27 protein-coding genes are annotated in these 25,365 nt (G+C 65.9%); 10 read left to right on the top strand and 17 right to left on the bottom strand.

Features of this window, described 5'->3' with window-relative positions:
- The first annotated feature begins 12 nt into the window (after positions 1 to 12).
- Together F7O44_RS15295 and F7O44_RS15290 are read left to right on the top strand one after the other, a co-directional pair.
- Positions 13 to 414, top strand: a complete 402-nt coding sequence (locus F7O44_RS15295) for a hypothetical protein (protein WP_162451139.1) — start codon at positions 13 to 15, stop codon at positions 412 to 414.
- A gap of 100 nt (positions 415 to 514) precedes the next feature.
- Positions 515 to 895: a hypothetical protein gene (locus F7O44_RS15290; protein ID WP_162451138.1), complete on the top strand. Its 381-nt coding sequence runs from the start codon at positions 515 to 517 to the stop codon at positions 893 to 895.
- Positions 896 to 1,070: 175 nt separating this feature from the next.
- On the opposite strand, the gene F7O44_RS15285 is transcribed toward F7O44_RS15290, so the two are convergent.
- The 5 genes from F7O44_RS15285 to F7O44_RS15265 form a co-directional block, all read right to left on the bottom strand.
- Positions 1,071 to 3,608, bottom strand: a complete 2,538-nt coding sequence (locus tag F7O44_RS15285) for an ATP-dependent Clp protease ATP-binding subunit (protein ID WP_162451137.1) — start codon at positions 3,606 to 3,608, stop codon at positions 1,071 to 1,073.
- A 279-nt stretch (positions 3,609 to 3,887) separates the two neighbouring features.
- On the bottom strand, positions 3,888 to 4,220 hold the full coding sequence (locus tag F7O44_RS15280) for a DUF2516 family protein (RefSeq protein WP_162451136.1): 333 nt from the start codon (positions 4,218 to 4,220) through the stop codon (positions 3,888 to 3,890).
- Positions 4,221 to 4,490: 270 nt separating this feature from the next.
- Positions 4,491 to 5,153 carry a hypothetical protein gene (locus F7O44_RS15275; RefSeq protein ID WP_162451135.1) on the bottom strand — a complete coding sequence of 221 codons (663 nt, stop codon included), beginning with the start codon at positions 5,151 to 5,153 and terminating at the stop codon, positions 4,491 to 4,493.
- Positions 5,154 to 5,205: 52 nt separating this feature from the next.
- Entirely contained in the window at positions 5,206 to 5,589 is a 384-nt protein-coding gene (locus F7O44_RS15270) for a helix-turn-helix domain-containing protein (protein WP_162451134.1), read from the bottom strand.
- Between the two features lie 58 nt (positions 5,590 to 5,647).
- A complete protein-coding gene (locus F7O44_RS15265; RefSeq protein WP_222851398.1) occupies positions 5,648 to 6,967 on the bottom strand; it encodes a glycoside hydrolase family 15 protein in 1,320 nt (439 codons plus the stop codon).
- Positions 6,968 to 7,131: 164 nt separating this feature from the next.
- On the opposite strand from F7O44_RS15265, the gene F7O44_RS15260 reads away from it, so the two are divergent.
- The gene (locus F7O44_RS15260) at positions 7,132 to 8,379 is read left to right on the top strand and encodes an amino acid permease (RefSeq protein WP_162451132.1); all 1,248 of its coding nucleotides are present in this window, start codon (positions 7,132 to 7,134) and stop codon (positions 8,377 to 8,379) included.
- A gap of 23 nt (positions 8,380 to 8,402) precedes the next feature.
- On the opposite strand, the gene F7O44_RS15255 is transcribed toward F7O44_RS15260, so the two are convergent.
- Positions 8,403 to 9,350, bottom strand: a complete 948-nt coding sequence (locus tag F7O44_RS15255) for an asparaginase (RefSeq protein ID WP_162451131.1) — start codon at positions 9,348 to 9,350, stop codon at positions 8,403 to 8,405.
- Positions 9,340 to 10,032, bottom strand: a complete 693-nt coding sequence (locus tag F7O44_RS15250) for an SDR family NAD(P)-dependent oxidoreductase (RefSeq protein ID WP_162451130.1) — start codon at positions 10,030 to 10,032, stop codon at positions 9,340 to 9,342. The genes F7O44_RS15255 and F7O44_RS15250 overlap by 11 nt, the downstream gene beginning before the upstream one ends.
- Before the next feature lie 102 nt (positions 10,033 to 10,134).
- Between F7O44_RS15250 and dtd the strand changes: the two genes are divergently transcribed.
- Complete coding sequence (gene dtd / locus F7O44_RS15245) at positions 10,135 to 10,614, top strand: D-aminoacyl-tRNA deacylase (RefSeq protein ID WP_162451129.1); 480 nt, start codon at positions 10,135 to 10,137, stop codon at positions 10,612 to 10,614.
- Between the two features lie 49 nt (positions 10,615 to 10,663).
- Entirely contained in the window at positions 10,664 to 11,524 is an 861-nt protein-coding gene (locus tag F7O44_RS15240) for an NAD-dependent epimerase/dehydratase family protein (RefSeq protein ID WP_162451128.1), read from the top strand.
- A gap of 77 nt (positions 11,525 to 11,601) precedes the next feature.
- On the opposite strand, the gene ygfZ is transcribed toward F7O44_RS15240, so the two are convergent.
- Positions 11,602 to 12,597 (bottom strand): CAF17-like 4Fe-4S cluster assembly/insertion protein YgfZ, encoded by a 996-nt coding sequence (gene ygfZ / locus F7O44_RS15235; protein WP_162451127.1) that lies wholly within the window; start codon positions 12,595 to 12,597, stop codon positions 11,602 to 11,604.
- A 71-nt stretch (positions 12,598 to 12,668) separates the two neighbouring features.
- Complete coding sequence (locus F7O44_RS15230; RefSeq protein ID WP_162451126.1) at positions 12,669 to 13,187, bottom strand: heme-binding beta-barrel domain-containing protein; 519 nt, start codon at positions 13,185 to 13,187, stop codon at positions 12,669 to 12,671.
- A gap of 228 nt (positions 13,188 to 13,415) precedes the next feature.
- On the opposite strand from F7O44_RS15230, the gene F7O44_RS15225 reads away from it, so the two are divergent.
- A complete protein-coding gene (locus F7O44_RS15225; protein ID WP_162451125.1) occupies positions 13,416 to 13,778 on the top strand; it encodes a DsrE family protein in 363 nt (120 codons plus the stop codon).
- Positions 13,779 to 13,900: 122 nt separating this feature from the next.
- On the opposite strand, the gene F7O44_RS15220 is transcribed toward F7O44_RS15225, so the two are convergent.
- The 6 genes from F7O44_RS15220 to F7O44_RS15195 form a co-directional block, all read right to left on the bottom strand.
- Positions 13,901 to 14,200: a DUF1416 domain-containing protein gene (locus F7O44_RS15220; protein ID WP_162451124.1), complete on the bottom strand. Its 300-nt coding sequence runs from the start codon at positions 14,198 to 14,200 to the stop codon at positions 13,901 to 13,903.
- A 4-nt stretch (positions 14,201 to 14,204) separates the two neighbouring features.
- Positions 14,205 to 15,053, bottom strand: coding sequence for a sulfurtransferase (locus F7O44_RS15215; protein WP_162451123.1), 849 nt, complete (start codon positions 15,051 to 15,053; stop codon positions 14,205 to 14,207).
- A complete protein-coding gene (locus F7O44_RS15210) occupies positions 15,050 to 15,493 on the bottom strand; it encodes a DUF4395 domain-containing protein (protein ID WP_162451122.1) in 444 nt (147 codons plus the stop codon). The genes F7O44_RS15215 and F7O44_RS15210 overlap by 4 nt, the downstream gene beginning before the upstream one ends.
- Before the next feature lie 285 nt (positions 15,494 to 15,778).
- A complete protein-coding gene (locus tag F7O44_RS15205) occupies positions 15,779 to 16,192 on the bottom strand; it encodes a TlpA family protein disulfide reductase (RefSeq protein WP_162451121.1) in 414 nt (137 codons plus the stop codon).
- A gap of 134 nt (positions 16,193 to 16,326) precedes the next feature.
- The gene (locus F7O44_RS15200; RefSeq protein WP_162451120.1) at positions 16,327 to 17,214 is read right to left on the bottom strand and encodes a hypothetical protein; all 888 of its coding nucleotides are present in this window, start codon (positions 17,212 to 17,214) and stop codon (positions 16,327 to 16,329) included.
- Positions 17,215 to 17,372: 158 nt separating this feature from the next.
- Positions 17,373 to 17,633, bottom strand: coding sequence for a MoaD/ThiS family protein (locus F7O44_RS15195; protein ID WP_162451119.1), 261 nt, complete (start codon positions 17,631 to 17,633; stop codon positions 17,373 to 17,375).
- Positions 17,634 to 17,918: 285 nt separating this feature from the next.
- Here F7O44_RS15195 and F7O44_RS15190 point away from each other — a divergent pair, with 285 nt between their 5' ends.
- From F7O44_RS15190 to F7O44_RS15175, 4 genes are all read left to right on the top strand, one after another.
- Positions 17,919 to 18,716 (top strand): winged helix-turn-helix transcriptional regulator, encoded by a 798-nt coding sequence (locus tag F7O44_RS15190; RefSeq protein ID WP_162451118.1) that lies wholly within the window; start codon positions 17,919 to 17,921, stop codon positions 18,714 to 18,716.
- A 77-nt stretch (positions 18,717 to 18,793) separates the two neighbouring features.
- The gene (mshD, locus tag F7O44_RS15185; RefSeq protein WP_162451117.1) at positions 18,794 to 19,705 is read left to right on the top strand and encodes a mycothiol synthase; all 912 of its coding nucleotides are present in this window, start codon (positions 18,794 to 18,796) and stop codon (positions 19,703 to 19,705) included.
- A gap of 73 nt (positions 19,706 to 19,778) precedes the next feature.
- The gene (locus F7O44_RS15180) at positions 19,779 to 21,866 is read left to right on the top strand and encodes an RNA degradosome polyphosphate kinase (protein WP_222851396.1); all 2,088 of its coding nucleotides are present in this window, start codon (positions 19,779 to 19,781) and stop codon (positions 21,864 to 21,866) included.
- Entirely contained in the window at positions 21,863 to 23,416 is a 1,554-nt protein-coding gene (locus F7O44_RS15175; protein WP_162451115.1) for a CHAD domain-containing protein, read from the top strand. Before F7O44_RS15180 ends, F7O44_RS15175 begins: the two co-directional genes overlap by 4 nt.
- A 20-nt stretch (positions 23,417 to 23,436) precedes the next feature.
- Here F7O44_RS15175 and F7O44_RS15170 read toward each other — a convergent pair whose 3' ends face one another.
- Positions 23,437 to 24,048, bottom strand: coding sequence for a DUF47 domain-containing protein (locus F7O44_RS15170; protein ID WP_162451474.1), 612 nt, complete (start codon positions 24,046 to 24,048; stop codon positions 23,437 to 23,439).
- A 96-nt stretch (positions 24,049 to 24,144) separates the two neighbouring features.
- Positions 24,145 to 25,356 (bottom strand): sensor histidine kinase, encoded by a 1,212-nt coding sequence (locus F7O44_RS15165; protein WP_222851394.1) that lies wholly within the window; start codon positions 25,354 to 25,356, stop codon positions 24,145 to 24,147.
- Between the last annotated feature and the right edge of the window lie 9 nt (positions 25,357 to 25,365).

Genomic DNA, 25,365 nt, shown 5'->3' with positions numbered 1-25,365 from the left:
ACAGGACGATTCATGACCCGTAAGACAAGGTTTGCTGCTCTAACCGCCGCCGTGGCCCTTGCCACGTCGCTTGCCGCGTGTGGCGGTGACGACAACGGTGGCAGCGCAGGGAACTATTGCGATCTCCTCGAGGAGATCGGCAACGCGTACGCCAACCCGGACTTCGAGGACCCCAACGCACTCGACGACATCGCCTCGCAGATGCAGCGCGTGGCTGATGCCGCACCGGACGACATCAAGGCCGACTGGGAGGCCTTGGCCGATGGCTTCGGCGACATTGCCGATGTTGACTTCGAGAACCTCGACCTCGAAGATCCAGCCGCCATGGACGCCCTCCAAGGGCTCGAGGAGCTCGGAGGCGCCAGCGATCGGGTGGGCGACCACATCGAGAGTGAGTGCGGGGACCTCAGTTAGTCCTCACTGAAACACCATCGAGTCCGCGTCATGCGGGTCACAAGATCCGATACAGTTCGTCGGTCTGGCTTTGAAACCAACGATCTGTAAAGGACGGTCCATGACCCGCATGACGCGTTTCACTGCTCTCGCCGCGGCGGTGGCTATCGCGCTTCCACTGGCCTCGTGCGGCGGCGATGCCGACTACTGCGACACCGTCCAAGATGTGATGGACGAGTACCAGGGTTTCGGCGTCGATGACCCCGCAGACTCCGACGGCATCAACGAACTCGCTTCTTCCATCGAGGACATCGCGGACGCCGCACCGGACGATATCGAATCCGACTGGCGAGTCACAGCCGATGCACTGCGTACCCTCGCCGATATGGACGACCCGGAAGTACTTGACCCGGAGACCCAGCAGCAGTTCGAAGAAGCCCAGCCTTCGTTCGACAACATCAGCCAGCATGTCATGGACGAGTGCGACATCGACCTGGCATAGCCGAAAATCGGCACCGGCTTCGCGCGGCGCTGCGACCCTAGACCCGTCCTGGCTCGACGTCGACAAAGCCGCTTCGCAGTTCCGAAATACGGCGGCCCCTGCCGGTAAAGTCCGGAAGGGGCCGCCGTATTCGGTGGTCTCAGCCGCCTGGGCCGATCAGCACAGTGTGCTCGGCTCAGCTGGTCTGGTCCGTCTGGTTCGATGCGCTTGTCGGTGCGGCACCAGCCTCGACCGGAGCCAAGTCCGGCAGCTCCGACTTGGTGGTGCCGGTAAAGGTGAACTTGGCCTCACGGCCTTCCCCTTCAACGTCGACCACCACGATCTCGCCAGCTTTGAGCTCGCCGAACAAGATCTTCTCGGACAGGGTGTCCTCGATGTCGCGCTGAATGCTCCGCCGCAGCGGCCTTGCACCCAGGACCGGGTCGAAGCCGTGCTCGGCAAGCAGTTCCTTGGCGCCCTGGGTCAACTCGAGGGCCATGTCCTTGTCGCGCAGCCGCTCGTCGACCTCCGCGATGCGCAGATCGACGATCCGGAGGATCTCCGTCTGCAACAACTGATGGAAGACGATGATGTCGTCGACACGGTTGAGGAACTCGGGCCGGAAGTGCTGCTTGAGCTCCTCGGTGACCTTCGACTTCATCCGGTCGTAGTTGTGCTCGTCATCCTCCGCGGCGGAGAAGCCGAGGTTGACACCCTTGGCGATGTCTCGGGTACCGAGGTTGGTGGTCATGATGATGATGGTGTTCTTGAAGTCCACCACTCGACCTTGGGCGTCGGTGAGCCGACCGTCCTCCAGAACTTGCAACAGTGAGTTGAAGATCTCTGGATGGGCCTTCTCCACCTCGTCGAACAGCACCACCGAGAATGGGCGCCGACGCACCTTCTCGGTCAGCTGTCCGCCTTCCTCGTAACCGACATAGCCGGGCGGGGATCCGAACAGCCTGGAGACGGTGTGCTTCTCCGAGAACTCACTCATGTCGAGCTGGATCAGCGACTCTTCGTCACCGAACAGGAACTCGGCGAGCGCCTTGGACAACTCGGTCTTACCGACACCGGACGGGCCGGCGAAGATGAACGAACCACCCGGACGCTTCGGGTCTTTCAGCCCGGCACGAGTCCGGCGGATCGACTTGGATAACGCCGAAATCGCGTCTTCCTGGCCGATGATGCGCTTGTGCAGCTCGTCTTCCATGTGCAGCAGCCGGGAAGTCTCCTCCTCGGTCAGCTTGAACACCGGGATGCCGGTGGCGAACGCCAGCACCTCAGCGATCAGTTCGTCGTCGACCTCAGCCACGACGTCAAGATCGCCGGCCTTCCACTGCTTCTCACGCTCGATCTTCTGCGCGATCAGCTGCTTCTCCTTGTCTCGCAAGGAGGCGGCCTTCTCGAAGTCCTGCGAATCGATCGCCGTTTCCTTCTCGCGCCGCACGTCGGCGATACGGTCGTCGAACTCGCGCAGATCCGGCGGCGCCGTCATCCGACGGATCCGCAACCGGGCCCCGGCCTCGTCGATCAGATCGATCGCCTTGTCCGGAAGGTAGCGGTCGGAGATGTACCGATCCGCCAGTTGAGCGGCGGCCACGAGGGCGCCGTCGGTCACGGATACGCGGTGGTGTGCCTCGTAGCGGTCCCGCAGACCCTTCAGGATCTCGATGGTGTGCGCGAGTGTGGGCTCCTGCACCTGGATGGGCTGGAACCGGCGCTCGAGAGCGGCGTCCTTCTCGACGTACTTGCGGTACTCGTCCAGCGTGGTAGCACCGATGGTCTGGAGTTCACCGCGGGCGAGCATCGGCTTCAAGATGCTGGCGGCGTCTATGGCACCCTCGGCGGCACCCGCACCGACAAGGGTGTGAATCTCGTCGATGAACAGGATGATGTCGCCGCGGGTCCGGATCTCCTTGAGGACCTTCTTCAGCCGCTCTTCGAAATCACCGCGGTAGCGCGACCCGGCAACCAGCGCACCGAGATCGAGTGTGTAGACATGCCGGTCCTTGAGCGTCTCGGGAACCTCGCCCTTGACGATCGCCTGCGCCAGGCCCTCGACCACAGCGGTCTTACCGACACCGGGCTCACCGATCAGCACCGGGTTGTTCTTGGTACGGCGCGACAGCACCTGCATGACACGCTCGATCTCGCGTTCCCGGCCGATGACCGGGTCGAGCTTGCCTTCGCGGGCGGCCTGCGTCAGGTTACGCCCGAACTGGTCGAGCACCAGCGAGCTGGACGGCGCCTCACCCTGTGGCCCGGCTCCGGCGGTAGCGGCTTCCTTGCCTCCCTGGTAGCCGGAGAGCAACTGGATGACCTGCTGGCGCACGCGACTCAGGTCGGCCCCGAGCTTGACCAGCACCTGCGCGGCCACGCCCTCGCCCTCTCGAATGAGGCCGAGGAGGATGTGTTCGGTGCCGATATAGCTGTGACCCAGCTGCAGAGCTTCACGCAGGCTGAGTTCAAGCACCTTCTTGGCGCGCGGAGTGAACGGGATGTGCCCGCTCGGCGCCTGCTGGCCTTGGCCGATGATCTCCTCGACCTGCTGGCGCACGGCCTCGAGCGAGATGCCCAAGCTCTCGAGCGCCTTGGCCGCCACACCCTCGCCCTCGTGGATGAGCCCGAGAAGGATGTGTTCGGTGCCGATGTAGTTGTGGTTGAGCATCCTGGCCTCTTCTTGAGCCAGGACGACGACGCGCCTCGCGCGGTCTGTAAACCTCTCGAACATCAGTGGCGCTCCCTTGCCGAGTGGTCGGCTGTGGAGGGCTGGCCCCCAGCTAACCCCTCGATGTTATCTCTGTCTCCTCGCCGAATACCCGGGTGTTCTCCCAGGGATGAGTCGACGTTGGCTCTATTTTCTCTTACCAGTGTGTTGGTCAACCTCTGCCGCCCCTCCCAGTTCGTCGTCCGAAGGCTCGGCGTTCCATAGCAAGAACACCACGTCCGGCCCTAGATGTTCCACTCCAGGCCCCCGTTGACGCCCGCGTTCGCTGCCGGCGAATTATGGCTACCAGGGGCCGTACGGGCCTTCGTTGCGATTCGATCCACGCCGGCCACCCCCGAACGCGCGCACAGCAGGGCGGACATCGATGACGTACACCGCGGCAGCGACAGTTCCCACGAGAGTCAGGATCATCACGCGCATCGGGAAGAAGGCGAGCTCGGTCACGAAAGCGATGACCAGGAAGGACAGCCAGGCCGGCTTGGTCAGTTTGCCAGCCGCCGGGAACGCGTCGGTAGGCACCCGCAACGCGTCGAACAGGGCGTAACCCTTGAGCCCAAGAGCCCCAATGGCCAGTACCAGGATCAGCAGCGCCTGAAAGTCACCGAACAAGTCCACAACACCACTCTACGCGTCAGCCGCCTTCCAGGACTCCTCACGCCCGCTTCCAAATGATCATGTTTGGTGGGTTTTCTCGGGCGTCACCATGCCTGTAGCCCTGTTGATGCCCGAGAAAACCCACCAAACATGATCATTTAGCGAGGGCGGGTCAGAGGGAGGGGAGGGCTCAGAGGGAGGGGAGGGGTGAGGCGAATGGAGATCAGAGCAGCGAGGTGGGAGTGGGGCGGCAGGCTCCGCCCCACTCCCACCTCGCCTCGTGGCTGAGATTCACGCCCGCGGCGTGATGTCCTCGTCACCGAACTTGTTGACGTCGACCTCGACGGCAGGATGATCGACATCCTCAGCCCGCTGGCTCAGATCGTCGGCGACCTGGTCGGCAGCGTCGGCAACGTCCTCCGCGGCGTCGGCTACCCGCTCGCGGATCGCCACCACTCGCTCACCGAGGGTTCGGTCGTATTCGCCGCGCCACTTGGCCACAACGCCCTCGCCGCGCTTGGCGAACTCGTCGTAGGTCTTCGACGCCTGCTCGGCTGCCTGCGTCGCGGCGTCACGCACCTTTGCCGGGATCTCGGTCATGAGTTCGTGCCGGCGCTCCCAGGAGAACGCCTCGCGGGCTCGGCCCGGCCACTCGGCCGCTTTGGTAGGGAGTTCTTTGAACCGCTCCGGAAGCTCTTCTCCGAACGACATCGCCTCCGCCGGCAACCCCGAAACACGCTGGCGCATGTCTTCGCGCACCTTCTCGTCGGTCACCGTGGAAGAGACGCGGGTGGACAGGTCGGCAAACCGGCTACGGACGTCGGCCCGGAACCGCTCGTCCGACACGGTCTCGACCACCCGCTCGGAGATCTCCCGGAGCGACGTCGCAGCCGCGTCCGCGGCGCCCGCCAGGGCCCGCACCGCCTTGTTTTCACTCGTTTGCTGAACAGACATGGTCACATCACCTTTTCTTGCTCTCGGAGCTGCTCGGTCGATCCGAGGACTCCTAGCTCTCCTGGCTGACTTCATCGCCGCTGGGCGGCTGGTCGACTCGGCCGGTGCCGTTGGCGGAGCGGAACGACGAGTAGATCTCGAGCAATGCTCGCTTCTGCGACTCGTTGAGCGCCGCGTCGGCGAGGATCGCGTATTCGACGTCGTGCCCCTCCCCCGTGTCATCCAGCAGGCCGGCCCGGACGTACAGCGCCTCCGACGAGATCCGTAACGCTTTCGCAATCTGTTGAAGCACCTCGGCCGAGGGCTTGCGCAATCCGCGCTCGATCTGGCTCAGATATGGGTTGCTCACCCCCGTGAGTTCGGCGAGTTGCCGAAGCGAGAGCTGCGCGGAGTTCCGCTGCTCTCTTAGGAACTCACCAATATTGGGCTTGGCCATGACTCACATGGTAGCTAACAATTGCAAGCAGATTGCAAGCGAATCCACGGGATCCGCGTCACAACACGGCTGGCACCACTGGGACGCCGCGCTCCATTTCAATCAGAGTCAGAATGACGATGGCCCCGGTCAGGCCGAGCGGCGCGACCGAAGCAGGGCGACCGCTCGCGTCGACCTTCTCCGGCAACGCACCTAGACCGGTGCGATGAAGATCAAGGAAATCGAGCAGACGTCTCGCGTCGGCGTGATCGCCGTGGCCGGCCAGCGCCAAGGCCAGCATGGCCGTCTCCGGGGTCCAGCCGACGTTGACGTCCTTTGCCCAGATCTCACCTGGCTTGTGCCCGCCGTTGGGGACCCGCAGGGCGCTCTCGGTGGCCAGAACGGCCCGGCGCACGCTCTCGGACGCGGGAGCAAACGGCGGCGCCAGGAAACTCACAGCCGCGTCCAGGCCGCCATCCGGAGCGGTCCGCGGGTATCCGTGAGGACCGAACTCCCGATCGATCGCCGCCTCGAGATCGAGCGCGGCCTGCCGCCAAGGCTCGGGATCGACGTCCAGGCCCGGCGCCAGCGCAATAGCCGAGCGCAATCCGAGCGACATGGGAGCAACAGTGCCGATCGTGACCTCGGTCTCGGGTCGCTCCCAGTAATCCGACGACGGCTCCGGCAGGCCGTCGTCACCGATCGAAGCCGTGATCGCATCGGCCGAAGCGATCACCGCCGGAGCCATCATCCGGGTCACCGCGGCGGCATGCGCCGGATCGGGCGCGGATTCGACCGCCAGCCAGGTGGCCCACGGTACCCAGCCGGCACCGTCCATCTGAGGTGCGCGCCCGTCGCTGACCGGGCCGGAGCCGTCGCTTCGGTACCGCGCCTCCCACAAGCCGTCCTCGGGGGCCACGCCGGCAAGAAAGCTGAGTACGAGGGCGGCGTCATAGTGGTACCCGGTCGTGGCCAACGCGGCCGTCACGAAGGCCGCATCGCGGGGCCACACATGCCGCCAAGCGGTGACCGGTGCCGCGATCGCGGCACCGGTCGAGTCGGTGAGCAGCCTGATGTCGCGAATCGCGCGCTCGGCCATGTCCGCGTACGCCCCGGACGGCGGTGTGCCGGCATTGAACCATGCTTGCTCAGCGGCGGCCGATTCCCAGGCCGGTTCATCACGGCCCACGGTCGACAGCACGCTGGTGCCTTCGTGATACTCGGCGCCGCTGTTGGCCTGAACCACCACGGGCGAGCCGTCGTGGCCGATCGCCAGCCCGTCAGCGCGCAGCGGGAGGACCGTGCCGTGGATCGGCGCCGCCGCCAGCGATGCAAAGGCCACCCCCGCCACCAGGACGGGAACTCCAAATCGGAACGGCAATCGGCGCGGCAAACCCATCGGGCCAGGTTACGAGAGGACGACCGGGGGGCCGACAGCGGCATGCGGGGTGAAAAGACCGGTCACCCCTCCGGCCTACTCACCCCCGAAAAGGTACCCGCCGTCGCTGGTTCCGTCCCGGTCCCATTGGCGGGAGGCAACGCGCCAAAGGCGAGAATGGGGGCGTGACCCCACCAGAATCCCGGCTCTCGCGCCGGCTCGGCACGGCCGACGCCGTCGTCATCGGGCTCAGCGCCATGATCGGCACGGGCGTGTTCGTGGTCTGGCAGCCGGCGGCCGAGCAGGCCGGTTCCTGGCTGATGCTCGGCCTGGGCATTGCGGCTGTCGCGGCGTTCTGCAATGCCACGTCGACCGCGCAACTGGCCGCGGTACATCCCCGAGCTGGGGGTGCCTACCACTATGGGCGAGAACGGCTTGGTCCACACTGGGGTGCCCTGGCCGGCTACGCGTTCGTCGTGGGCAAGATCGCTTCATGTGCCACGGCCGCGCTGGCCGTTGGGACATATTTGTGGCCGGAGCACGCGACCGCCGTGGCCCTCGGCGCCGTCGTGTTCCTGACGACGATCAACCTTGCCGGGGTCCAGAAGACCGCTCGGACCGCACGCATCATCCTGGCGGCAGTGCTCGCCGTGCTCGTTGCGGTCAGCGTCGGCGGCCTCGTGGGCACCGGTGACGCACCGGAACTGACCACACCCCTCGACGACGTCGGGCCACTCGGCGTGCTGGCCTCGGCGGCCGTCCTCTTCTACGCCTTCGCCGGTTACGCCCGGATCACGGTGCTCGGAGAGGAGGTTCGCGATCCGGCACGCTCGATCCCCCGCGCGGTGACCATCGGCCTGCTGCTCGTCTTCCTTTTGTACGTCGCGGTCGGAGCCGTCGTCCTCGCCGTCCTCGGAACGGAGGGGGCCGCGGCTTCCGAACAGCCGCTGCGAGCGGTGGCCGAGACAGCTGACGCCGGGTGGCTGGTCCCTGTTGTCACGGCCGGCGCGGGTGTCGCCGCCCTGGGAGCGCTACTGTCTCTGCTCGCCGGCGTCGGGCGGACATCGTTCGCCATGGCGGCCGAGGGTGACCTCCCACGCGTGCTGGCCGCTGTGCACCCGACCCGCAAAGTGCCCCACCTCGCCGAGCTAGGAGCCGGAATCGTCACCGCGTTGGCCGTGCTCTCCGGTGATCTGGTGCAAACCTTGTCGATCAGTGCCTTCGCCGTGCTGGTGTACTACGCCGTGGCCAATCTCGCGGCGTGGCGACTGAGTGCCGAGGAACGGCGGTGGCCACGCTGGCTGTCCGGACTCGGACTCGTGTTGTGCATCGCACTGGCCTTGTCGCTGCCGGCACGTTTGGTCGGCTTGGGAACGTTGCTGCTCGCGATGATGCTGGTGCTGCGCGCCGTCGTCGCGCGTATACGCAGGTAGGGCATCCGGCTTCGCCCGCCCAGCTAAACGCAAGGGCGAATCTCGCCGACCGGCCGGCCGCCGCCGAGCACCGGGGTGCTGATCAGTTCGTCGAGCACGGACGCCTCAACACCCAGCCGGCGCAATGCCGCCGCCATGACCACCGGGCGCGCCCGCGAGTTGCCGTCCTCGATCTTCAGGGCGACCGCCCGGCCGTCGTCCAGCGCCACCGCGTACACACCTTCGGCACCAGACTTGCCGAACAGGCCCGGAACGGCACTGATCAGCTTCGCTTCGTCGCGCCTCGTGCCGCTTGTGTACTCCGGGTGCGCCTGAATCGAACTCACGACGCGGCGCTCCGGCGAGTCAAGCGCCGCCACCGCCAACGTGCGGAACATCCGGGCCACACCAGCCAGCGTGATGGCATACAGCGGCGCACCACAGCCGTCCACGCCGGTATGCCCGACCGCATCCCCGGACAGTTCGCCCAGGGTGTCGCTGATCGCTCGCTGCAGCGGATGACCGGCAGCCAGGTAGTCCTGGGTGGACCACCCATTGACCACACAGGTCAAAAGCATCGCCGCATGTTTGCCTGAACAGTTGGCAGCGATGGCCGACGGCTGCTCGCCATGTCGGATGGCTGCGTTCCGAAAGGTCTCGTCCAGCGGCCAGTCCGGTGTGTTCCGCAGCGCCGACTCCTCCAAACCGGCCTTCTGCAGAATCCGGCGAGCACCGTCGAGGTGGAATGCCTCGCCGGAGTGGCTGGCGGCCGCGAGCGCCAACAACTCGCCGTCGAGCGGCGCACCCAGCCGGGCCATGGCCACTGCCTGCACCGGCTTGCTGGCAGAGCGCGGATACATCAAACGATCGGTGGGGCCCTCGCGAAACGCCACCGAACCGTCTGCGGCTAGCGCGATGATCGACCCCCGGTGCCGCGACTCCACCATCCCGGAGCGCACGACCTCGGCCATCACCACTGGATCAGTCGACATGGTGCGATCGTCGCACAGCGGCTCGCATCGTCGAGGCAGACGCCGATTGCGTCCTGCAAAGCGTGCCCTGGAGCGCTCGCGTCGCAGGACGCAGTCGTGGCGGCTTCAGACCAGGATTCACGAGGTTCACCGTGATACCGCGTGGCCCGAGATCACGCGCCATACCCTTCGTCATACCGACAAGCGCCGTCTTGCTCATGGCGTACAGGCTGTGGCCCGGGAACGGCAGGTACTCAACGACGTTGCTGCCGATGTTGATGATCCGGCCGCCTTCTGCCATGTGCGCCGCGGCCGCCTGGGCTGCGATGAACGGCCCGCGCACGTTGGCGGACAGGGTTCGGTCGAGCTCCTCCAGCCCAGCATCGGCCATCGGAACCACTGGGTACAAAGCCGCGTTGTTGATCAAGATGTCCAGCCCTCCAAGCTCGCCCGCGGCCTGGTTGACCGCGTCTACCAGCCCGGCGGCGTCGCTGCTGTCGACGTGCAGGGCCACCGCCCGTCCCCCACGTTCCCGGATCGCGTCCACGACTGCCGTAGCGCTGTCTTTGTCGTTGAGGTAGGTGATGGCGACATCCGCCCCGTCGGCTGCCAACCGTGCGGCGACGGCAGCTCCGATGCCCCTGCCGCCCCCGGTGACGAAGGCGATCTTGCCGCTGAGTTTGTTCAGATGTGTGCTGTTCATGAAGTCGATATTGGCAAGCTGAGCAGCGACGTTCCGGCGGGAATCGGACGTCGCGCGCGGCCGGTCGGCGGTGTCGCTCCGGCTGGTGACAGGATCGTGCTCATGCGAGCTGTAGTTCAGCGTGTGACGTCGGCATCGGTCCGCGTGGGCGGCGAGGTAGCCGGCGCCATCTATCCCGGGAGCGAACCTGGCGGCCCAGATCCGGCGGCCGGAGCAGCCGGCGCTTCGGGCCAGGGATTGCTCGTCTTGCTCGGTGTCACACACGACGACGACGAGGAGACCGCCGCCAAGCTGGCGCGTAAGGTGTGGGATCTGCGCATCCTCGACGGGGAGAAGTCCGCGTCCGACGTGTCCGCGCCGATCCTCGTCGTCAGTCAGTTCACCTTGTACGCCGACACCAGGAAGGGACGGCGGCCGTCATGGAGCGCCGCCGCCCCGGGCTCGGTCTCAGAGCCGCTGGTGACCGCATTCGCCGCGGCCCTGGGGAAGCTGGGCGCCAAGGTGGAGACGGGTGTGTTCGGGGCGGACATGAAGGTCAGCCTCGTCAACGACGGCCCGGTGACCCTCATCCTCGACGCCTGAGCAACCAACCACCAACGCACCGGACTTTTGCCGACGAAAGGCAGAGAACATGATCATCGTCACGGGTGGCAGCGGCAAGGCGGGCCGCGCTTGCGTCGCCGACCTGACCGAGCACGGGTACGACGTCACTTCCGTCGACCTTGTGCCGCCGGCCGACCCCACCGTCCGGCACACTCGTGTTGATCTGACCGATTTCGGCCAGGCGGTCTCCGCGCTCGGCGGCATCGACGAGCGGGTCTCCGGCGTCACCGGCATCGTGCATCTCGCCGCCATTCCCGCCCCCGGCCTGGCCTCCAATCCAGTCACCTTCAGCGTCAATACGGTCAGCACGTACAACGTGTTCGAGGCGGCCCGGCAGCTGGGCATCAAGAATGTGGTCTGGGCCTCGAGCGAGACCGTCCTCGGGCTGCCGTTCGATGTGCACCCGCCGTACGTCCCGGTGGACGAGGAGTACCCAGGGCGACCGGAAAGCGCATACTCGTTGTCCAAGCTCCTCGGCGAGGAGATGGCCAAGCAATTCTGCCGATGGGACCCAGAACTCAAGATCATCGGCCTGCGGCTTTCCAATGTGATGGAGCCGGACGACTACGTCCGCTTCGCGGATTTCCAGGACGAGCCCGGGCTCCGGAAGTGGAACCTGTGGAGCTACATCGACGCGCGAGACGCGGCACAGGCGATGCGGCTGGCGCTCGAATCCGACATCACCGGAGCGGAGGTGTTCGTGATCGCCAATGCCGACTCGGTCATGGAGGCAGGCAACGACGATCTGCTAGACGCGATCTATCCGGATATACCCAGGAAGAAGGCGCTGGACAGTCACGAGACACTACTGAGCATCGACAAGGCTCGGCGGATCCTTGGATACGAACCTCGGCACGGCTGGCGCAAGCCGGAACACCCTCCGAACTGATCACGGTGCGCACGGCGACGCCCGTGGCTGAGCGGTGCGAGTCGGGTCACGGCCACCGGGCGCCGAGGCACCTCATTTCACCGGAGCTGCGGGCGTACGTGCAAGCCAATCTCGGGGTCGACAACGACTTCCTGCGACGCCGCGACACCTCCGGCATCAAGGGGTGCGTCCACCGGGACGTTGCGCTTGATCACAGCCAGGGCGATCGGCCCGAGTTCGTGATGCCGCGCAGCCGATCCGACGAAGCCAACGGTCCGCTCGCCGGCCTTGACCTCGTCGCCATGCTCCGGCAGGTGGTCCACCGAGCCGTCGAGATGCAGCATGACCATCCGGCGAGGCGGCCGTCCGAGGGTGTGTACCCGCGCCACCGTCTCCTGGCCGCGGTAGCAGCCTTTGTCCAGGTGGACCGCTGAGTCGATCCAGGCAACCTCGTGCGGGATCGTGCGCTCGTCGGTTTCCCGGCCCAAGCGAGCTTCGCCCGCCTCGATTCGTAGTGCTTCGTAGGCCCAAATGCCTGCCAGTCCGGACTCGTCGCCCACGTAACTCCGTAGCTGTGACCGCGGAACGAATACATCCCGGCCGCGTGCGGTGACCCGGCTCAGATGAGCGGCCGCGGTGGTGACCGGCTCCCAGACCATCGCGAAATCATCCGTGACGTCGGCGACTTCGACCTGTGACCAGAAACGCATCGAGTCCAGATACCTCACGAGGCTCTCGGCTTGTCCGGGCTCCGTGTGGAACCAGATCGCTTCCGCGTCGTCAACGCCGTACAGCGCGTGTTCCACCCTGCCGTTGGCATCAAGCAGCAGGGCCGAGGTCGCCTCGCCGGGTTGCAGGCGTTCCATGTGCTGGGTCAAGAGCTGATGTAGCCAGGTCAGCCGGTCAGGTCCCGATACCCGGATCACGTCACGGTGCGAGAGATCGACCAATCCGGTACCGGCCGCCAGGCGCCGCTGTTCGCGCAACGGGTCACCGTAGTGGGCGGCGACGCCCTCGTCCGGCTCGAGAGCCTGGACGGCGCCGGAGGTGTCGAGCAAAGGACTGCGATACGACGGATTCACACTCACGACCATATGCAACACCGGCTCGGCCCGCGAGCTTCCCGTACCGGCGCCGAGTAACGGACCGGCACACAACGGGCCGGTCAGTCCGCGGCTTGGGACCCGCCGGTGACGCGCTTGAGCTCCGCCGACAGGTGTGGCTGGAGCTCCTGCCCCATGGCCGACATTTCGTACACATACATCAGGCTGCCGTCTACCAGGCCATACAGACGGTGGCCACTGCGGTAGTCCTTCGCGGTCTCGGTCTTCAGCACGCCGCGAGTGGCTAGTTCGACTCGAGCCGGCTCGATCTGGCCCAGATAGATCTCGACGAAACCGGTGGGATGAGTCAGCAGCACTTCGACTTGGTGATCGGGCTGCGGTCTCCAATAACCGGTCTCGCGCGCCGCCGGACGGGTGAGGTTGCCGTCTTCGTCCAGGATCCAGCTGCGGCTGACGTATGAGAGAAACGGCTTATGCGGTACGTACGTGAATTCGATCTCCTGCCCGAACCGGAACGACTCGATCGTCGGATAGTCGCCGAGCCCGGCGCCTTCCCACCGGCCGAGCAGCCAGGCGATGGGGACACAGTCCGGGTGGAGGTCGTCAGGGACTTCGATCACGGCGCCAAACCTCGGTGGGGGATCACGAGTTCAACCGACGACGTCAGGACTGGCCTTTGAAGAGCCTGAGCACGACGAGCAGCGCCATCAGGCCACTTGCGACGGCGACAAGCACCATGAGACTCGTAAACACGATTTCCAGCACGCCAAGAGTTTATCGGTAGGCTCCCGCGGCCCGGCAATCGGTCTCGCGAAACTCGTTGCGCCGGCACTGAATATCGTGGAGCCATGACCCAAACACTCGTCGTCAAGGTCACCGCCGGAGCAGACGCGCCCGAACGCTGCTCACAGGCGTTCACGGTCGCCTCCACCGCGCTCGCCAACGGCGCCGACGTCTCACTCTGGCTGACCGGCGAGTCAGCCTGGTTCGCGCTGCCCGGCCGGGCGGCAGAGTTCGATCTCCCGCATGCCGCGCCGCTACCCGACCTCCTCGACACGCTGCTGGCTAGTGGCACGGTGACGTTATGCACACAGTGTGCGGCGCGCCGGGAGATCGGCCCGGACGACGTGCTTCCAGGTGTGCGCATCGCTGGTGCGGCAACGTTCGTCGAAGAAGTGTTCGGCGACGGCGTGCAGGCCCTCGTCTACTGATTCCCGCGGCCTCCGGGAGCTCAGATGGTCAGCCGCTGTATCGGCAATGACGGCGTGAGCTTGTTCACCTGATCGCTCGTGCGGAAGCGATCAGGTGAACAAACGCCGCTCAGGCGAAGACGTCAGACAACGGTCACGTCGAGGGTATTGATAGCGCCCTTCGACGCCACAATCGAACGGTCCACCGGCTGCGCACCAGGCGCCAGCGTCCGGACCGTCCACTGCCCCGGTCCGGCGAAGAACCGGTACTGACCTGTCGCGCTCGTCGGCACCTCAGCCGTGAACTCTCCCGAGGCGTCCAGCAGGCGGACGTAGGCGCCGGACAGCGGCGCGTCGTCCCGGGAAACGACCCCCTGGATGACGGTCTCCTTGGCGAGATCCACTCCGTCGAGCGAAACGCCACCAGTTGTTGCTCCGCACATGTGCTCAGGCCTCCCCAGGCTCATCGCCGAGCGCCACAGGCACACCGACCAGCGAGCCGTACTCGGTCCACGATCCGTCGTAGTTCTTCACGTTCGGCACACCGAGGAGCTCCCGCAGCACGAACCATGTGTGCGACGAACGCTCGCCGATGCGGCAGTAGGCGATGGTGTCCTTGTTGAGGTCCACGCCTTCGTCGGCGTAGAGCTGGCGCAGCTCGTCGTCGGACCGGAAGGTGCCGTCGTCGTTCGCCGCTTTGCTCCAGGGAATGTTGGCCGCCGTCGGGATGTGGCCAGGAACCTGAGAAACCTCCTGGGGCAGGTGGGCCGGGGCGAGCAGCCGGCCTGCGTACTCGTCTGGCGAGCGGACATCGACGAGGTTCTGCGCACCGATGGAGTTGATCACTTCTTCGCGGAAGGCGCGGATGGAGTTGTCCGCCTCTTGCGCGACGTACTGCGTCGGCGCCCGCTCCGGGACGTCCTCTACGAGTTCGCGGTTGTCGAGTTCCCACTTCTTCCGTCCGCCGTCGAGCAGCCGGACGTCGGCATGACCGAACAGCTTGAACTGCCAATACGCGTACGCGGCGAACCAGTTGTTGTTGCCGCCGTACAGAATCACGGTGTCCGACGGCGAGATGCCGAGGCGGGAAAGCAGCGCCTCGAACTGCTCCTTGTTGACGAGGTCACGTCGCACGGGATCCTTCAGATCGGCGTTCCAGTTGACCTTGACCGCGCCCCGGATGTGGTTCTTGTCGTATGCCGTGGTGTCTTCGTCGACTTCGACGAGGACGACCTCGGGGTTATCGAGATTCTGCTCGACCCAATCGGCCGAGACGAGTACGGACTCGCGGCTCATGGAGTGACCTCCGGTGGTGTGTTGTTGGAACTACGGGTGGACAAAATACGGCGATAGGCCAGGTAGACCTCGCAGCCGAGACAGAAGCCGAAGGCAGCATTGAGAAACGCCGCCGCCAGCGCCGCACCAACTGCGATATAGGCCAGGACGGTCGCCCCCGCCAGGAGACCGATCAGACCCACGATGGCGAAGCCCAGCCCGACAGCCTGGGCGAACCGGGGTGGCGCCGGGTCTTCCAGGTCGGCGGGTGGTCCGAGCCGCGGCCGGACCAGCCGGGCGTAGACGAACGAGTACGGCGATGCCGCAGGGCCCCCCACCGCCCCGAGAGCGAAGACCAAGGCTTGAAAGCCCAGCAACCACGGGTTGCCGGTGATCAGCACTAGAGCAAGCACAACCGTGGTGATAGCGGCGGCAAAGCGTGGACCTCGTGGATCGATCATCGTAGAGATCTCCTGACGTGGACGGGCCGGGGAAGAACGCACACGTAGGGAGCGGGCAGCGAAAGCCACGCTGAAGGGCAGGCGGAAACCGCTCCCGTCAGGACATTCGACAGAGCATGGTGGACACGCGCCGGTAGTCGATGGCGCGGCGGCGGGTCAGCTCTGTGCGGAACACGCCTCTGAGACTAAGCCCCTTTTCCTCCCACGTCACACTGCGTCTCGTATTTTGATACGGCGCGTCTCATTTTTTGGGCGGCCCTGGTCAGCGGCTTGCTCCGCCGGGCATCACGCGGGCGGCAAAGAGGCCCGGACGTCGTCGAGGCTCGGCACACCCGTAGCCCGGCCCACCACCCGCCCCGCACCGTCGAGGACAAGCGTGGTGGGGGTCCTGGCGATACCCAGCCTGCGGACCAGGTCGAGATTGCTCTCCGCGTCGACCTCGATATGTTCGACGCCGCGCTCGGTGCCCGCCACATGCGACAACGTCCCACGCACGGCACGGCATGGCTGACAGAACGCCGTGGAGAACTGCACCAGCGTGGCACGGTCGCCGAGATCGCCACCGAGCTGCTCGCTGAGGTCAGGCTCCGCGTCGGAGACTTCCGGCACCGCACGCATGGTGCCGTCGCTACGGCGTCGCCACAGCCCGAAAGCCGTGGCCAGCGCGAGCACCGCTACCACAACGACAAGTCCGGTCATAGGCTCCATAACTCTCCCGGTGCCCGGTTTTCTTCCTTCGACGACACTCCGCACGGCCCGAGCCGGTCATCCGTGTCCACGCCGAAAGCGCATACAACGGTAAAATCACCGTAGCGCGCGACCCAAAGCCCTGGTCAGCCGACCAGCAGGCGCCCGAGCACGTAGGCGGTCGGCGCGGCCGCCACGAACGGCCCAGCGACACGTAGCGGCACGATTACCGACAACGCGGCAACAGCGCGCGGCTCGACTGTGGCACGCTCCGGAGCCTCGACGTCGATAGACGACGCCTCGCCGCCCTGGGCCGAGGCTAGATCCGGCACGGTGACTTCTTCTGGAACGGACACCAACGCCGGGGCCTCACCGGCGCTGACCTCACCGGCAAGCCGATCGGCGATCGCGGAAGTCACTGCGGCCATCACACCGGCGAAAGCGGAGATCACGACGGCGCTGACCGCCGGCACCGCGTCGCCGACCGGGCCCACCACGACGACAAGGACGGCAGCGGCAATGCTGGCCAGCAGCACGCCCAGGACCCTGCGGATGGCTCTCGATATGGGCAGCACCTCGGCCAATGCCGCGGCGGCCACGCCCAGCAGCGCCAGCGCGACGACCGCTGTGCCGTCGGGCGTGAGCCGTAATGCCAACCACGCCACGGGCAAGGTGGCCAGCACACATGAAGTGACTACCAGCGCCAGAGCTGAGTTGAGTCCCGGCCGCCCGTCACGACGCAACAGCTGGACGACGAAGGCGACCAGCACGGTGGGCCCGAGCACGACGGCCATCGGCGCGAGCTCCGGAGTGCCGTTGAACTCGACCCAGATCAAAGTGCCAAGTCCACCAGCCAGCGCCAGCCATGCGGCTGGGCGCGCCGAGCGCATGTTAGACGCACGCACCACGCCCATGGCGAATACGACCTGGATGAGGGCGATCCCACCAGCCATCAAAGCCGTACTGGAGGCTGAGGCCAGAGTAAGCACACCTGCCAGCAAAGCAGCGATGAAGGAATACCGGGCGGAAGGCACTCATCAATCCTTACAGACCGACTCTGCCGGCTTCCGCCGGTTAGGCAACAACTCGGCAACAGTCCGGTCAATGACCGGCCTGTAACGTGACCCACGACACAGCCGACCCGTCCGGTGGCGGTGTGACAGCGAGACCGAAGCCACCGTTTCGGGTTCTATCAACCGCCGGCGTAGGGCGGCAGCAGTTCGACCACCGAGCCTTCGGCGAGCAGAACCTGCGCCGGATCACGGGACCCGGCCGGTGTTTCGTCCACGATGACCGCACAGATGCCGAGCACGGCGGAAAAACGAGAGTCCTCACCGTGCACCGTACGGGCTGCCCGAAAGGCCTCGTCAAGAGTCGAAACGTCGAATGCCTCCTCGGTCACGCCGGCCGCGGCACGCAAGGCGGCCCAGTAGCGCAGCGTCACTTTCGCCATGTCGTCATCTCATCACACTTTCGGCGTTGTTTCGCCAGCTTCACGCCATGCGAATAGTTGTACTCGCCGGCCGGTGGCCAGCCGGGCAACGTCCGGCGATGCCGTCCGATCAAGGCGGTCCCGCACCCGGATGCCCCCTGTACGACGGCGTCAGCGACGGCTGGAGCCGGGCTCGATTCACCGCAAACCCACTCCGTTCGCTATTGTTAGCGGCAGGTAAGGACCTGGGCGACGGAGCTCCCCGGGTCCTTTTGCGTTTACACGGCTGGCGACAGGAGACGTGATATGGCAACTATCGTCCTACTCACCAACGCCCCACAGCCCTCTGACGAGGTCCTTCCGGCGCTGGGGTTGCTCCTGCACGACGTGCGGGTTCTGCCGGCCGAAGGATCGGCATTGGTCGACGCGCCGGCCGGTGACGTGATCATCGTCGACGCCCGGCGTGATCTGCCTCAGGCGCGCAGTCTGACCCGGCTGCTGCGCACCACCGGTGTCGACGCCCCGCTCCTGGCCATCGCCACCGAAGGCGGCCTGGCCGCCATCACGGCCGACTGGGGCATAGACGACGTCGTCCTCGAAAGCGCGGGACCAGCCGAGGTCGAAGCCCGGCTGCGGCTCGCGCAAGGCAAACTCGCCGCTGTGCACGACGACGAGCCCAACGAGATCCGCTCCGGTGATCTCGTCATCGACGAAGCCACGTACACAGCGCGAGTCGGGCGTCGCACTCTTGAACTCACCTACAAAGAGTTCGAGCTGCTCAAGTTTCTCGCCCAGCATCAGGGCCGGGTCTTCACCCGGGCTCAGCTCCTCCAGGAAGTGTGGGGGTATGACTACTTCGGTGGCACCCGGACGGTGGACGTCCACGTGCGCCGGCTGCGCGCCAAACTCGGCGCCGAACACGAAGCGCTGATCGGCACCGTCCGCAACGTCGGCTATCGGTTCGTACCACCACAGCAGCGCGCATCCAGGCAGACCACCTCCGCGCCGTCCGTCGTCGAACTTCCCGAGGACAACCATTCAGTTGAACTCACAGTGCGAGACGACTCTCCTACGTCCCTGGATGCGGTGCGCTTGCAGCGCTGATCCCGTACCCGCGCCGGCCATGCTCGCCGCCCTGACCCGCACCGGGGCCGGCTCACTTCATCCGCGATGATGCGGATGTGAGAATCCTCAGGGACACGACATTCAACGACACGGTTCTGGACGAGTTGCGTGCGCTCGCCGAACGCGCTGAAGCCACGGACGGCCACGCGCCGTTCTCCGACGACCTCTGGCAGCACGCGCTGGCCGGGCGGATCGACGTCGCGCTGGTCGCAGGGCCGGACTCGGGCGGGGCTGCCCCGAAGGGCGTGGCGTTCGCCGGCTCGCAAGGCACCCGCCGCGCCGCGGAACTCCTGGTCGATCCGGAGGCGCGCGGTCAGGGCTATGGCGCGGCCCTCCTGACGGAGCTGCTCTCGTCTGTGGACGACGAGCTATGGATCTGGTCACACGGTGACCACCCGGCAGCGCGTGCGCTCGCGGCGCGACATGACCTCGTTCGGGCCAGAGAACTACTTCAACTGCGCCGGCCCGCATCCGCGCCGGTGCCGGAGACGATCGCACCGGAGGGCATCACCGTCCGTACCTTCGTACCCGGACAAGACGAAGCAGCCTGGGTCTCGGCCAACGCCGCCGCCTTCTCCTGGCATCCGGAGCAGGGAAGCCGCACGCTCGCGGACATCCGCGCTGCGGAGGCGGAGCCCTGGTTCGACCCCGAAGGCTTCTTCATCGCCGTCGACCCGGCCGGTGACGTCGCCGGCTTCCACTGGACCAAATGCCATCCGCCAGCCCCAGACCTTCCGGAGGCACGGCCGGTGGGCGAGGTCTATGTGTTGGGCGTCATACCGCGCGCTCAGGGCAGCGGGCTCGGCGCCCATCTGACGGCCCTGGGCCTGGCGCACCTCGCGTCCGTCCCTGGCGTCGACGAGATCATGCTCTACGTCGAAGGCGACAATGCCCCGGCGTTGAAGGTCTATGAGCGGCTGGGTTTCCGCCGGCATTCCGTCGACGTGGCCTACCGCAGGCGCGCCTGAAAGCGATCCGTCAGGTTACCGCCGCATCACGAGGACCAACGCATCTACCTACTGTTCATATGATCATGTCAACATGGGTGATATGGCCCCTGAGCAGTCCACCCCGGAGGAACGCTACCTCGACCGCGAGCTGTCCTGGTTGGCTTTCAACACCCGGGTCCTGGAACTCGCCGAGGATCCAGACGTGCCACTGCTCGAACGGGCCCGCTTTCTCTCCATCTTCTCCAGCAATCTGGACGAGTTCTACATGGTCAGGATCGCGGGCCTGAAACGCCGCATAGCGGCCGGTGTGGCCGTTCCGGCCGCCAGCGGGCTGCTTCCCCGGGGGCTGTTGGAACGCGCCCTCGAGCGCTCGCGAGAGCTGATGACGCGGCAAACCCAGTGTTTCCGAACCGACGTGCTCCCCGCACTGGTCAAGGAGAACATCGAGCTCCCCCGCTGGGACGACCTCGACGCCGCCGAACACGACAAACTCCGCACGCTGTTCCAAGAGCGAATATTCCCCGTCCTCACACCGCTCGCGGTCGATCCCGCGCACCCGTTCCCCTACATCTCCGGGCTATCGCTCAATCTGGCCGTCATGCTCCGCAACCCGCTCAACGAGACCGAGCATTTCGCCCGGGTGAAGGTGCCACCGAACTTCCCGCGTTTCCTGCCGGTGTCCGAACAACGTTTCGTTCCGCTCGAAGACATCATCGCCGCGCATTTGTCGTTGCTGTTCCCCGGCATGCAGATCCAGCAGCATCACACGTTCCGGGTCACGCGCAACGAGGATCTCGAGGTGGAGGAGGACGACGCCGAGAATCTGCTCACGGCGATGGAACGCGAGCTGATGCGGCGCAGATTCGGGCCGGCGGTACGGCTGGAAGTCGAGGAAACGGTCGATCCACACGTCCTGGACCTCCTGCAACGCGAACTCGGTGTGAGCCACCACGAGACGTTCTCACTACCCGGCCCGCTCGACCTCACTGGTCTCAGCGGCATTGCCGACCTCGACCGAGCTGAGCTCAAGTACCGCCCGTTCCTTCCTGCCACCCATCGCGACCTGCCCGACGTCGAGTCAGCAGCGCCGGCGGACATGTTCGCGGCCATCTCCCAGGGAGACGTCCTCGTCCATCATCCGTACGACTCCTTCTCGACCAGCGTGCAACGGTTCATCGAGCAGGCGGCGGCGGATCCCCACGTGCTGGCGATCAAGCAGACGCTGTACCGCACCAGCGGCGATTCACCTATCATCGACGCACTCGTGGACGCCGCGGAGGCAGGCAAGCAGGTCCTCGCACTGGTCGAGATCAAAGCCCGGTTCGACGAACAGGCCAACATCACGTGGGCACGAAAGCTCGAGCAGGCGGGTGTGCACGTGGTCTACGGTCTGGTGGGGCTGAAGACACATTGCAAGCTCTGTCTCGTGGTTCGCGACGAGGCGGGCGGCATCCGGCGTTACAGCCATATCGGCACCGGTAACTACCATCCCAAGACCGCACGGCTCTACGAAGATCTGGGGCTGCTCACCGCCGATCCCGACGTCGCCGAGGATGCCAACCACCTGTTCAACACCTTGTCGGGTTACTCGATCGAGTCGGAGTACCGCCGTCTGCTGGTGGCACCGCATTCGCTGCGTCCAGGCATCCTGAACCGGATCCACCGGGAGATCGAGCATCATGAAGCCGGCCGGCCGGCACGGATCCGGTTCAAGCTGAATTCGTTGGTGGACGAAGAGACGATCGATGCCTTGTACGCCGCATCCCAGGCCGGTGTCCCCGTCGACATCTGGATCCGTGGCATCTGCAGCCTGCGTGCGGGGGTTCCCGGCCTCTCGGACAACATCCGCGCGGTCAGCATCCTCGGTCGCTTTCTCGAGCACTCGCGCATCATGGCGTTCGAGAACGGCGGTCAGCCTGAGTACTGGATCGGTTCGGCCGACCTGATGCACCGCAATCTCGACCGCCGCGTCGAGGTCCTCGTCAAGCTCAACAGCACCCAACATCTAGAGGACCTGAACGCCATGTTCGATCTCGCCTTCGAACCTGGTACCTCCGCCTGGCATCTGCAGCCGGACGGCGTCTGGAAACGCGTTCACACCGGGCCCGACGGCGAACCGCTCGCCGATCTGCAGCAAGAACTGATCGATCGCAAGCGACGCCGGAGGACTGCCACGTGACAGAACCGGGACAGATGTCTCACCCTCACACCGAGCGTGAGGTCGAGCACAAGTTCCGCGTTCATGGGCTGTTCAACGTCCCGGATCTGCATGGTGTCGAAGGCGTGGACGCCGTTGACGACCTCGGCACGGTCGAGCTCGTGTCGTCCTACTTCGACACGCCGGACCTCCGGCTCGCCCGGGAAGGCATCACGCTGCGGCGCCGTACGGGCGACGATCAAGGGTGGCACCTGAAGATCCCGGCTGATCGCACCTCCTCCGAGGTGCGCGATGAGATCCGGTTGCCACTAGAAGCATCCGCCGCCGCTCCGCCGGTGGCGCTGCTCGACATCATCCGGGTCATCGTCCGGACGGCGCCCGTGCAGCTCGTCTCGGTCCTTCGGACGGACCGCTCGAAATTGGAGATTCGGAACGGCAAGGGCAGGCCTGTCGCCGAACTCGTCGACGACACCGTCCATGTGATCTCGCCGGATGGCACTGTCACCGCACGATTCCGGGAGCTGGAACTCGAGCAGCGCCAGGCCGGTAAGGTCCTCGATCACGTCGCCGAAGCCTTGGCCTCAGCAGGCGCGGTCAGCGGCGAGTTCGTGGCGAAGGTCGTGCGCGCGCTCGGCCCTGCCGCTGCCTCGGCAGCTGAGATACCACCGGCCGAGCCTCCACAGCCGGACAGCCCCGCGGGCAGCGCCGCAACCGCCTACGTCGTCAAGCAGGCGCGGGCCCTGCGCGACGCCGACATCGCCTTTCGCCGCCATCCGGAGCAATCGGAAGACGCCGTACACAAGATGCGGGTTGCGGCACGCCGGCTGAGGTCGGCCATCCGTACCTTCCGGCCGCTGCTGGACCCAGGGTGGGCCGGCCACATGCGCGGCGAGCTCGCATGGTTCGCCCGAGGCCTGGGTGAGCTACGAGAGTACGAGGTACTGCGGGCACGGCTGCGCGCCCACGTCACAGAACTCCCGGCTGAAGTACCCGCTGAGCGGGCCCGTCAATATCTGGACGCCGAGCTGGAGACCTCGGTCCAACGCGCCCGGGCCGCCGCATCGGAGTTGCTCGGCGCCGGCCGCTACGTGGCGCTTCATGAGGAGTTCGCCCGTACCGGGGGCCGTCCGCCACTGACCGGCCAAGACCCGGGGCTTGCCCGCGACGTTCTCCCACAGTTGGTGCGCGGGGCGTGGGAGCGGCTGTGGTCCGCCGCCAGTGATCTCAACGGTGAGTCGGACCCGCAGCAGTGGCATGACGTACGGCTCTTGGCCAAGCGCACTCGCTATGCTGCTGAATGCGTCGCCCTCGCACTGGGCGACGATGCCAGGGCGTTCGCCAGGCAAATGGAGCGTTTGACCGAACTGCTCGGCGAACACCAGGACGCCGCCCAAGCGGGCGAGCTGCTAGAGCGCCTCGCTCAACAGTCGCACGACACCGAGACGGCCTTCGGGCTCGGCGCGCTCGCCACTATCGAGCGTGGTTACGCACGGGAGGCCCGGCAGCGGTTCGCTTCGATCTGGCTGCAAGCCAGCCACCCACGATGGCGTGGCTGGTTCACCGCGCTCTAAATGGCCTGTGCTTGAGCCGGTCACGACTCTTTCAGGGCGATCTGTTCGACGATGTTGGCCACCGTCTCGAACCCGTCCACGGCCGATTCCAGGATCTCGATCACGTCTTTGAGTTTGTGCACCGTCAAAGCGTCGTACTCTCCGGAGAAGATACGGGCCAGTAACCGGCGATAGGTCTGGTCGGCCTCGTTCTCCAAGCGGTTGATCTCGATCCAGTACTTCGTGAGCTGGGCGGCGGTCCGTAGCCGCGGCATGGCCTCGGCCGTGAGCTCAGCGGCGCGGTCCAGCACATCCACCATCGCGGCGACGCCGGTCGGCAGGTCCTTGACCCGGTACAACACCATGAAGTCGAGTGCGGCCTCGACGTCGTCGAGGATGTCGTCGAGCCCGCCTGCGAGCCGGTAGATGTCGTCCCGGTGAAATGGTGGTTTGGTCCCGGAGTTGACCCGCTTCATGATGTCGTGGGTGTGCTCGTCACCGGTGTGTTCGATGTCCTTGAGCGTCGCCACCAGGGCGGCTCGGTCGGCATCCGGGGCGAGCGCCTCGGACAACACCCGAACCCCGGCCCGGAGGTTCTGCGCCGAAGCCGTGAACAGATCGTAGAAGATGGGGTCACCTGGTGAAAGTCGCATCCGTAGGCGCACGAGTAACTTCCTGACGAGGGATGGGTCTGGAGGCGGTGCCTCGCATGGCCGGACGGTAGACACGCTAAAGCGTCGAGATGAACCCTAGCGCAACGGACCGCGCTCGAAGTCAGTCATCTTGCTCACATCATCCCTTAAGTGGACCGTGAAGCGACAGCCGTGGTGGTGATTGGTAACCGAAACCGACCCCGAGTGCGCCTCGATGAGACCTTGGGCAATCGCCAGGCCGAGTCCGCCGCCACGCTCGTCGCGTATCCGGGAGTCGTCACCACGGAAGGCGATGTCGAACACCCTCGGCAAGTCCGCCTCTGGGATGCCACCGCACTCGTCGACGACGCTCAGCGACACCGCTCCCTCGTGAATCTCGGTCTCGACCGCGACCGTCCCACCGGCAGGCGTGTGCCGGATCGCGTTGTCGAGCAGATTGTCCAGCGCCCGGCAGAACTCGCGGGCCGATACCTCGACGGCTGGAAGCCGGCCGATCCGTTCGGTGATCTGCACACCCTTCACCTCGGCCGCGGCGTAGGCGTTGGCCATGGCGTCCGCGACCACGTCTCCCAGCCAGACCCTCTCCTTGGCCAGCCGCAGTGCCCCGCTGTTGATCCTGGACAACTCGAACAGATCCTCCACCAGGCCGGTGAGACGCTCGGCATCGGACCGGATCTGCCGGTGATATCTCGAGATGGTCGTGGCGTCGTCGGCGACATCGTCGTCGAGTGCTTCGGCCATGGCCCGGATGGTCGCCAGCGGCGCGCGCAGGTCATGTGACACCCAGGCGATCAGCTCTCGGTGTGAACCTTCCAGCGCGCGCTCCCGCTTCCGCGACTCGTCGAGTTGCCGGTACACCTCTGCCAGCTCGGTCGCGAGCGATCCCAGCTCCCCCGGCCCGGTGACCTCCGGCACGCCCGTGATGACGCCGTCACCACCGACCATGGTCCGGGCGTACGCCCCCACTTGCCGGGTGCCGACGCCGATGTCGTCGCCCATCTGAAATGCCGCGCCCACGGCCACGGCCGCCGCGACGACCAGGACGATGGTCAACGCGACGAGGTCATGGGTGGAGATGAACATGGCGAACGCGGCCGCCACGACGCCGGCCACGGTGACCAGCACTGACGAGAGGGCCACGATCAGCGCCTGCGCCCGCACCGGATGCCCTCTGGAGCGGCGCAGCACCGTCGCGCCGATCACTCCTGCCCCGGCGGAGGCGACCAAGGTGATCCCTAGCAGGATCACCGCCTCGTCGACCGGCACACCGCAGATCACGGCGATGACTCCGGCCACGATCAGAGCCACCACCAGGAT

Origin of the sequence: Phytoactinopolyspora mesophila (genome assembly GCF_010122465.1) — a bacterium.
Taxonomy (GTDB): Bacteria; Actinomycetota; Actinomycetes; order Jiangellales; family Jiangellaceae; genus Phytoactinopolyspora; species Phytoactinopolyspora mesophila.
The sequence above is the reverse complement of the archived record's forward strand: the minus strand, read 5'-3'. Positions and strand labels throughout refer to the sequence as shown.

Bases quoted from the DNA above. Each gene is read 5' to 3' on its own strand.
- F7O44_RS15295 (WP_162451139.1), top strand. From the start codon at position 13: ATGACCCGTAAGACAAGGTTTGCTGCTCTAACCGCCGCCGTGGCCCTT.
- F7O44_RS15240 (WP_162451128.1), top strand. From the start codon at position 10,664: ATGATCATCGTCACGGGTGGCAGCGGCAAGGCGGGCCGCGCTTGCGTC.
- F7O44_RS15250 (WP_162451130.1), bottom strand. From the start codon at position 10,032: ATGAACAGCACACATCTGAACAAACTCAGCGGCAAGATCGCCTTCGTC.
- F7O44_RS15225 (WP_162451125.1), top strand. From the start codon at position 13,416: ATGACCCAAACACTCGTCGTCAAGGTCACCGCCGGAGCAGACGCGCCC.
- F7O44_RS15210 (WP_162451122.1), bottom strand. From the start codon at position 15,493: ATGATCGATCCACGAGGTCCACGCTTTGCCGCCGCTATCACCACGGTT.
- F7O44_RS15270 (WP_162451134.1), bottom strand. From the start codon at position 5,589: ATGGCCAAGCCCAATATTGGTGAGTTCCTAAGAGAGCAGCGGAACTCC.
- F7O44_RS15290 (WP_162451138.1), top strand. From the start codon at position 515: ATGACCCGCATGACGCGTTTCACTGCTCTCGCCGCGGCGGTGGCTATC.
- F7O44_RS15220 (WP_162451124.1), bottom strand. From the start codon at position 14,200: ATGTGCGGAGCAACAACTGGTGGCGTTTCGCTCGACGGAGTGGATCTC.
- F7O44_RS15195 (WP_162451119.1), bottom strand. From the start codon at position 17,633: ATGGCGAAAGTGACGCTGCGCTACTGGGCCGCCTTGCGTGCCGCGGCC.
- dtd (WP_162451129.1), top strand. From the start codon at position 10,135: ATGCGAGCTGTAGTTCAGCGTGTGACGTCGGCATCGGTCCGCGTGGGC.
- F7O44_RS15215 (WP_162451123.1), bottom strand. From the start codon at position 15,053: ATGAGCCGCGAGTCCGTACTCGTCTCGGCCGATTGGGTCGAGCAGAAT.
- F7O44_RS15255 (WP_162451131.1), bottom strand. From the start codon at position 9,350: ATGTCGACTGATCCAGTGGTGATGGCCGAGGTCGTGCGCTCCGGGATG.
- F7O44_RS15285 (WP_162451137.1), bottom strand. From the start codon at position 3,608: ATGTTCGAGAGGTTTACAGACCGCGCGAGGCGCGTCGTCGTCCTGGCT.
- F7O44_RS15205 (WP_162451121.1), bottom strand. From the start codon at position 16,192: ATGACCGGACTTGTCGTTGTGGTAGCGGTGCTCGCGCTGGCCACGGCT.
- ygfZ (WP_162451127.1), bottom strand. From the start codon at position 12,597: ATGGTCGTGAGTGTGAATCCGTCGTATCGCAGTCCTTTGCTCGACACC.
- F7O44_RS15265 (WP_222851398.1), bottom strand. From the start codon at position 6,967: ATGGGTTTGCCGCGCCGATTGCCGTTCCGATTTGGAGTTCCCGTCCTG.
- F7O44_RS15180 (WP_222851396.1), top strand. From the start codon at position 19,779: ATGGGTGATATGGCCCCTGAGCAGTCCACCCCGGAGGAACGCTACCTC.
- F7O44_RS15275 (WP_162451135.1), bottom strand. From the start codon at position 5,153: ATGTCTGTTCAGCAAACGAGTGAAAACAAGGCGGTGCGGGCCCTGGCG.
- F7O44_RS15170 (WP_162451474.1), bottom strand. From the start codon at position 24,048: ATGCGACTTTCACCAGGTGACCCCATCTTCTACGATCTGTTCACGGCT.
- F7O44_RS15190 (WP_162451118.1), top strand. From the start codon at position 17,919: ATGGCAACTATCGTCCTACTCACCAACGCCCCACAGCCCTCTGACGAG.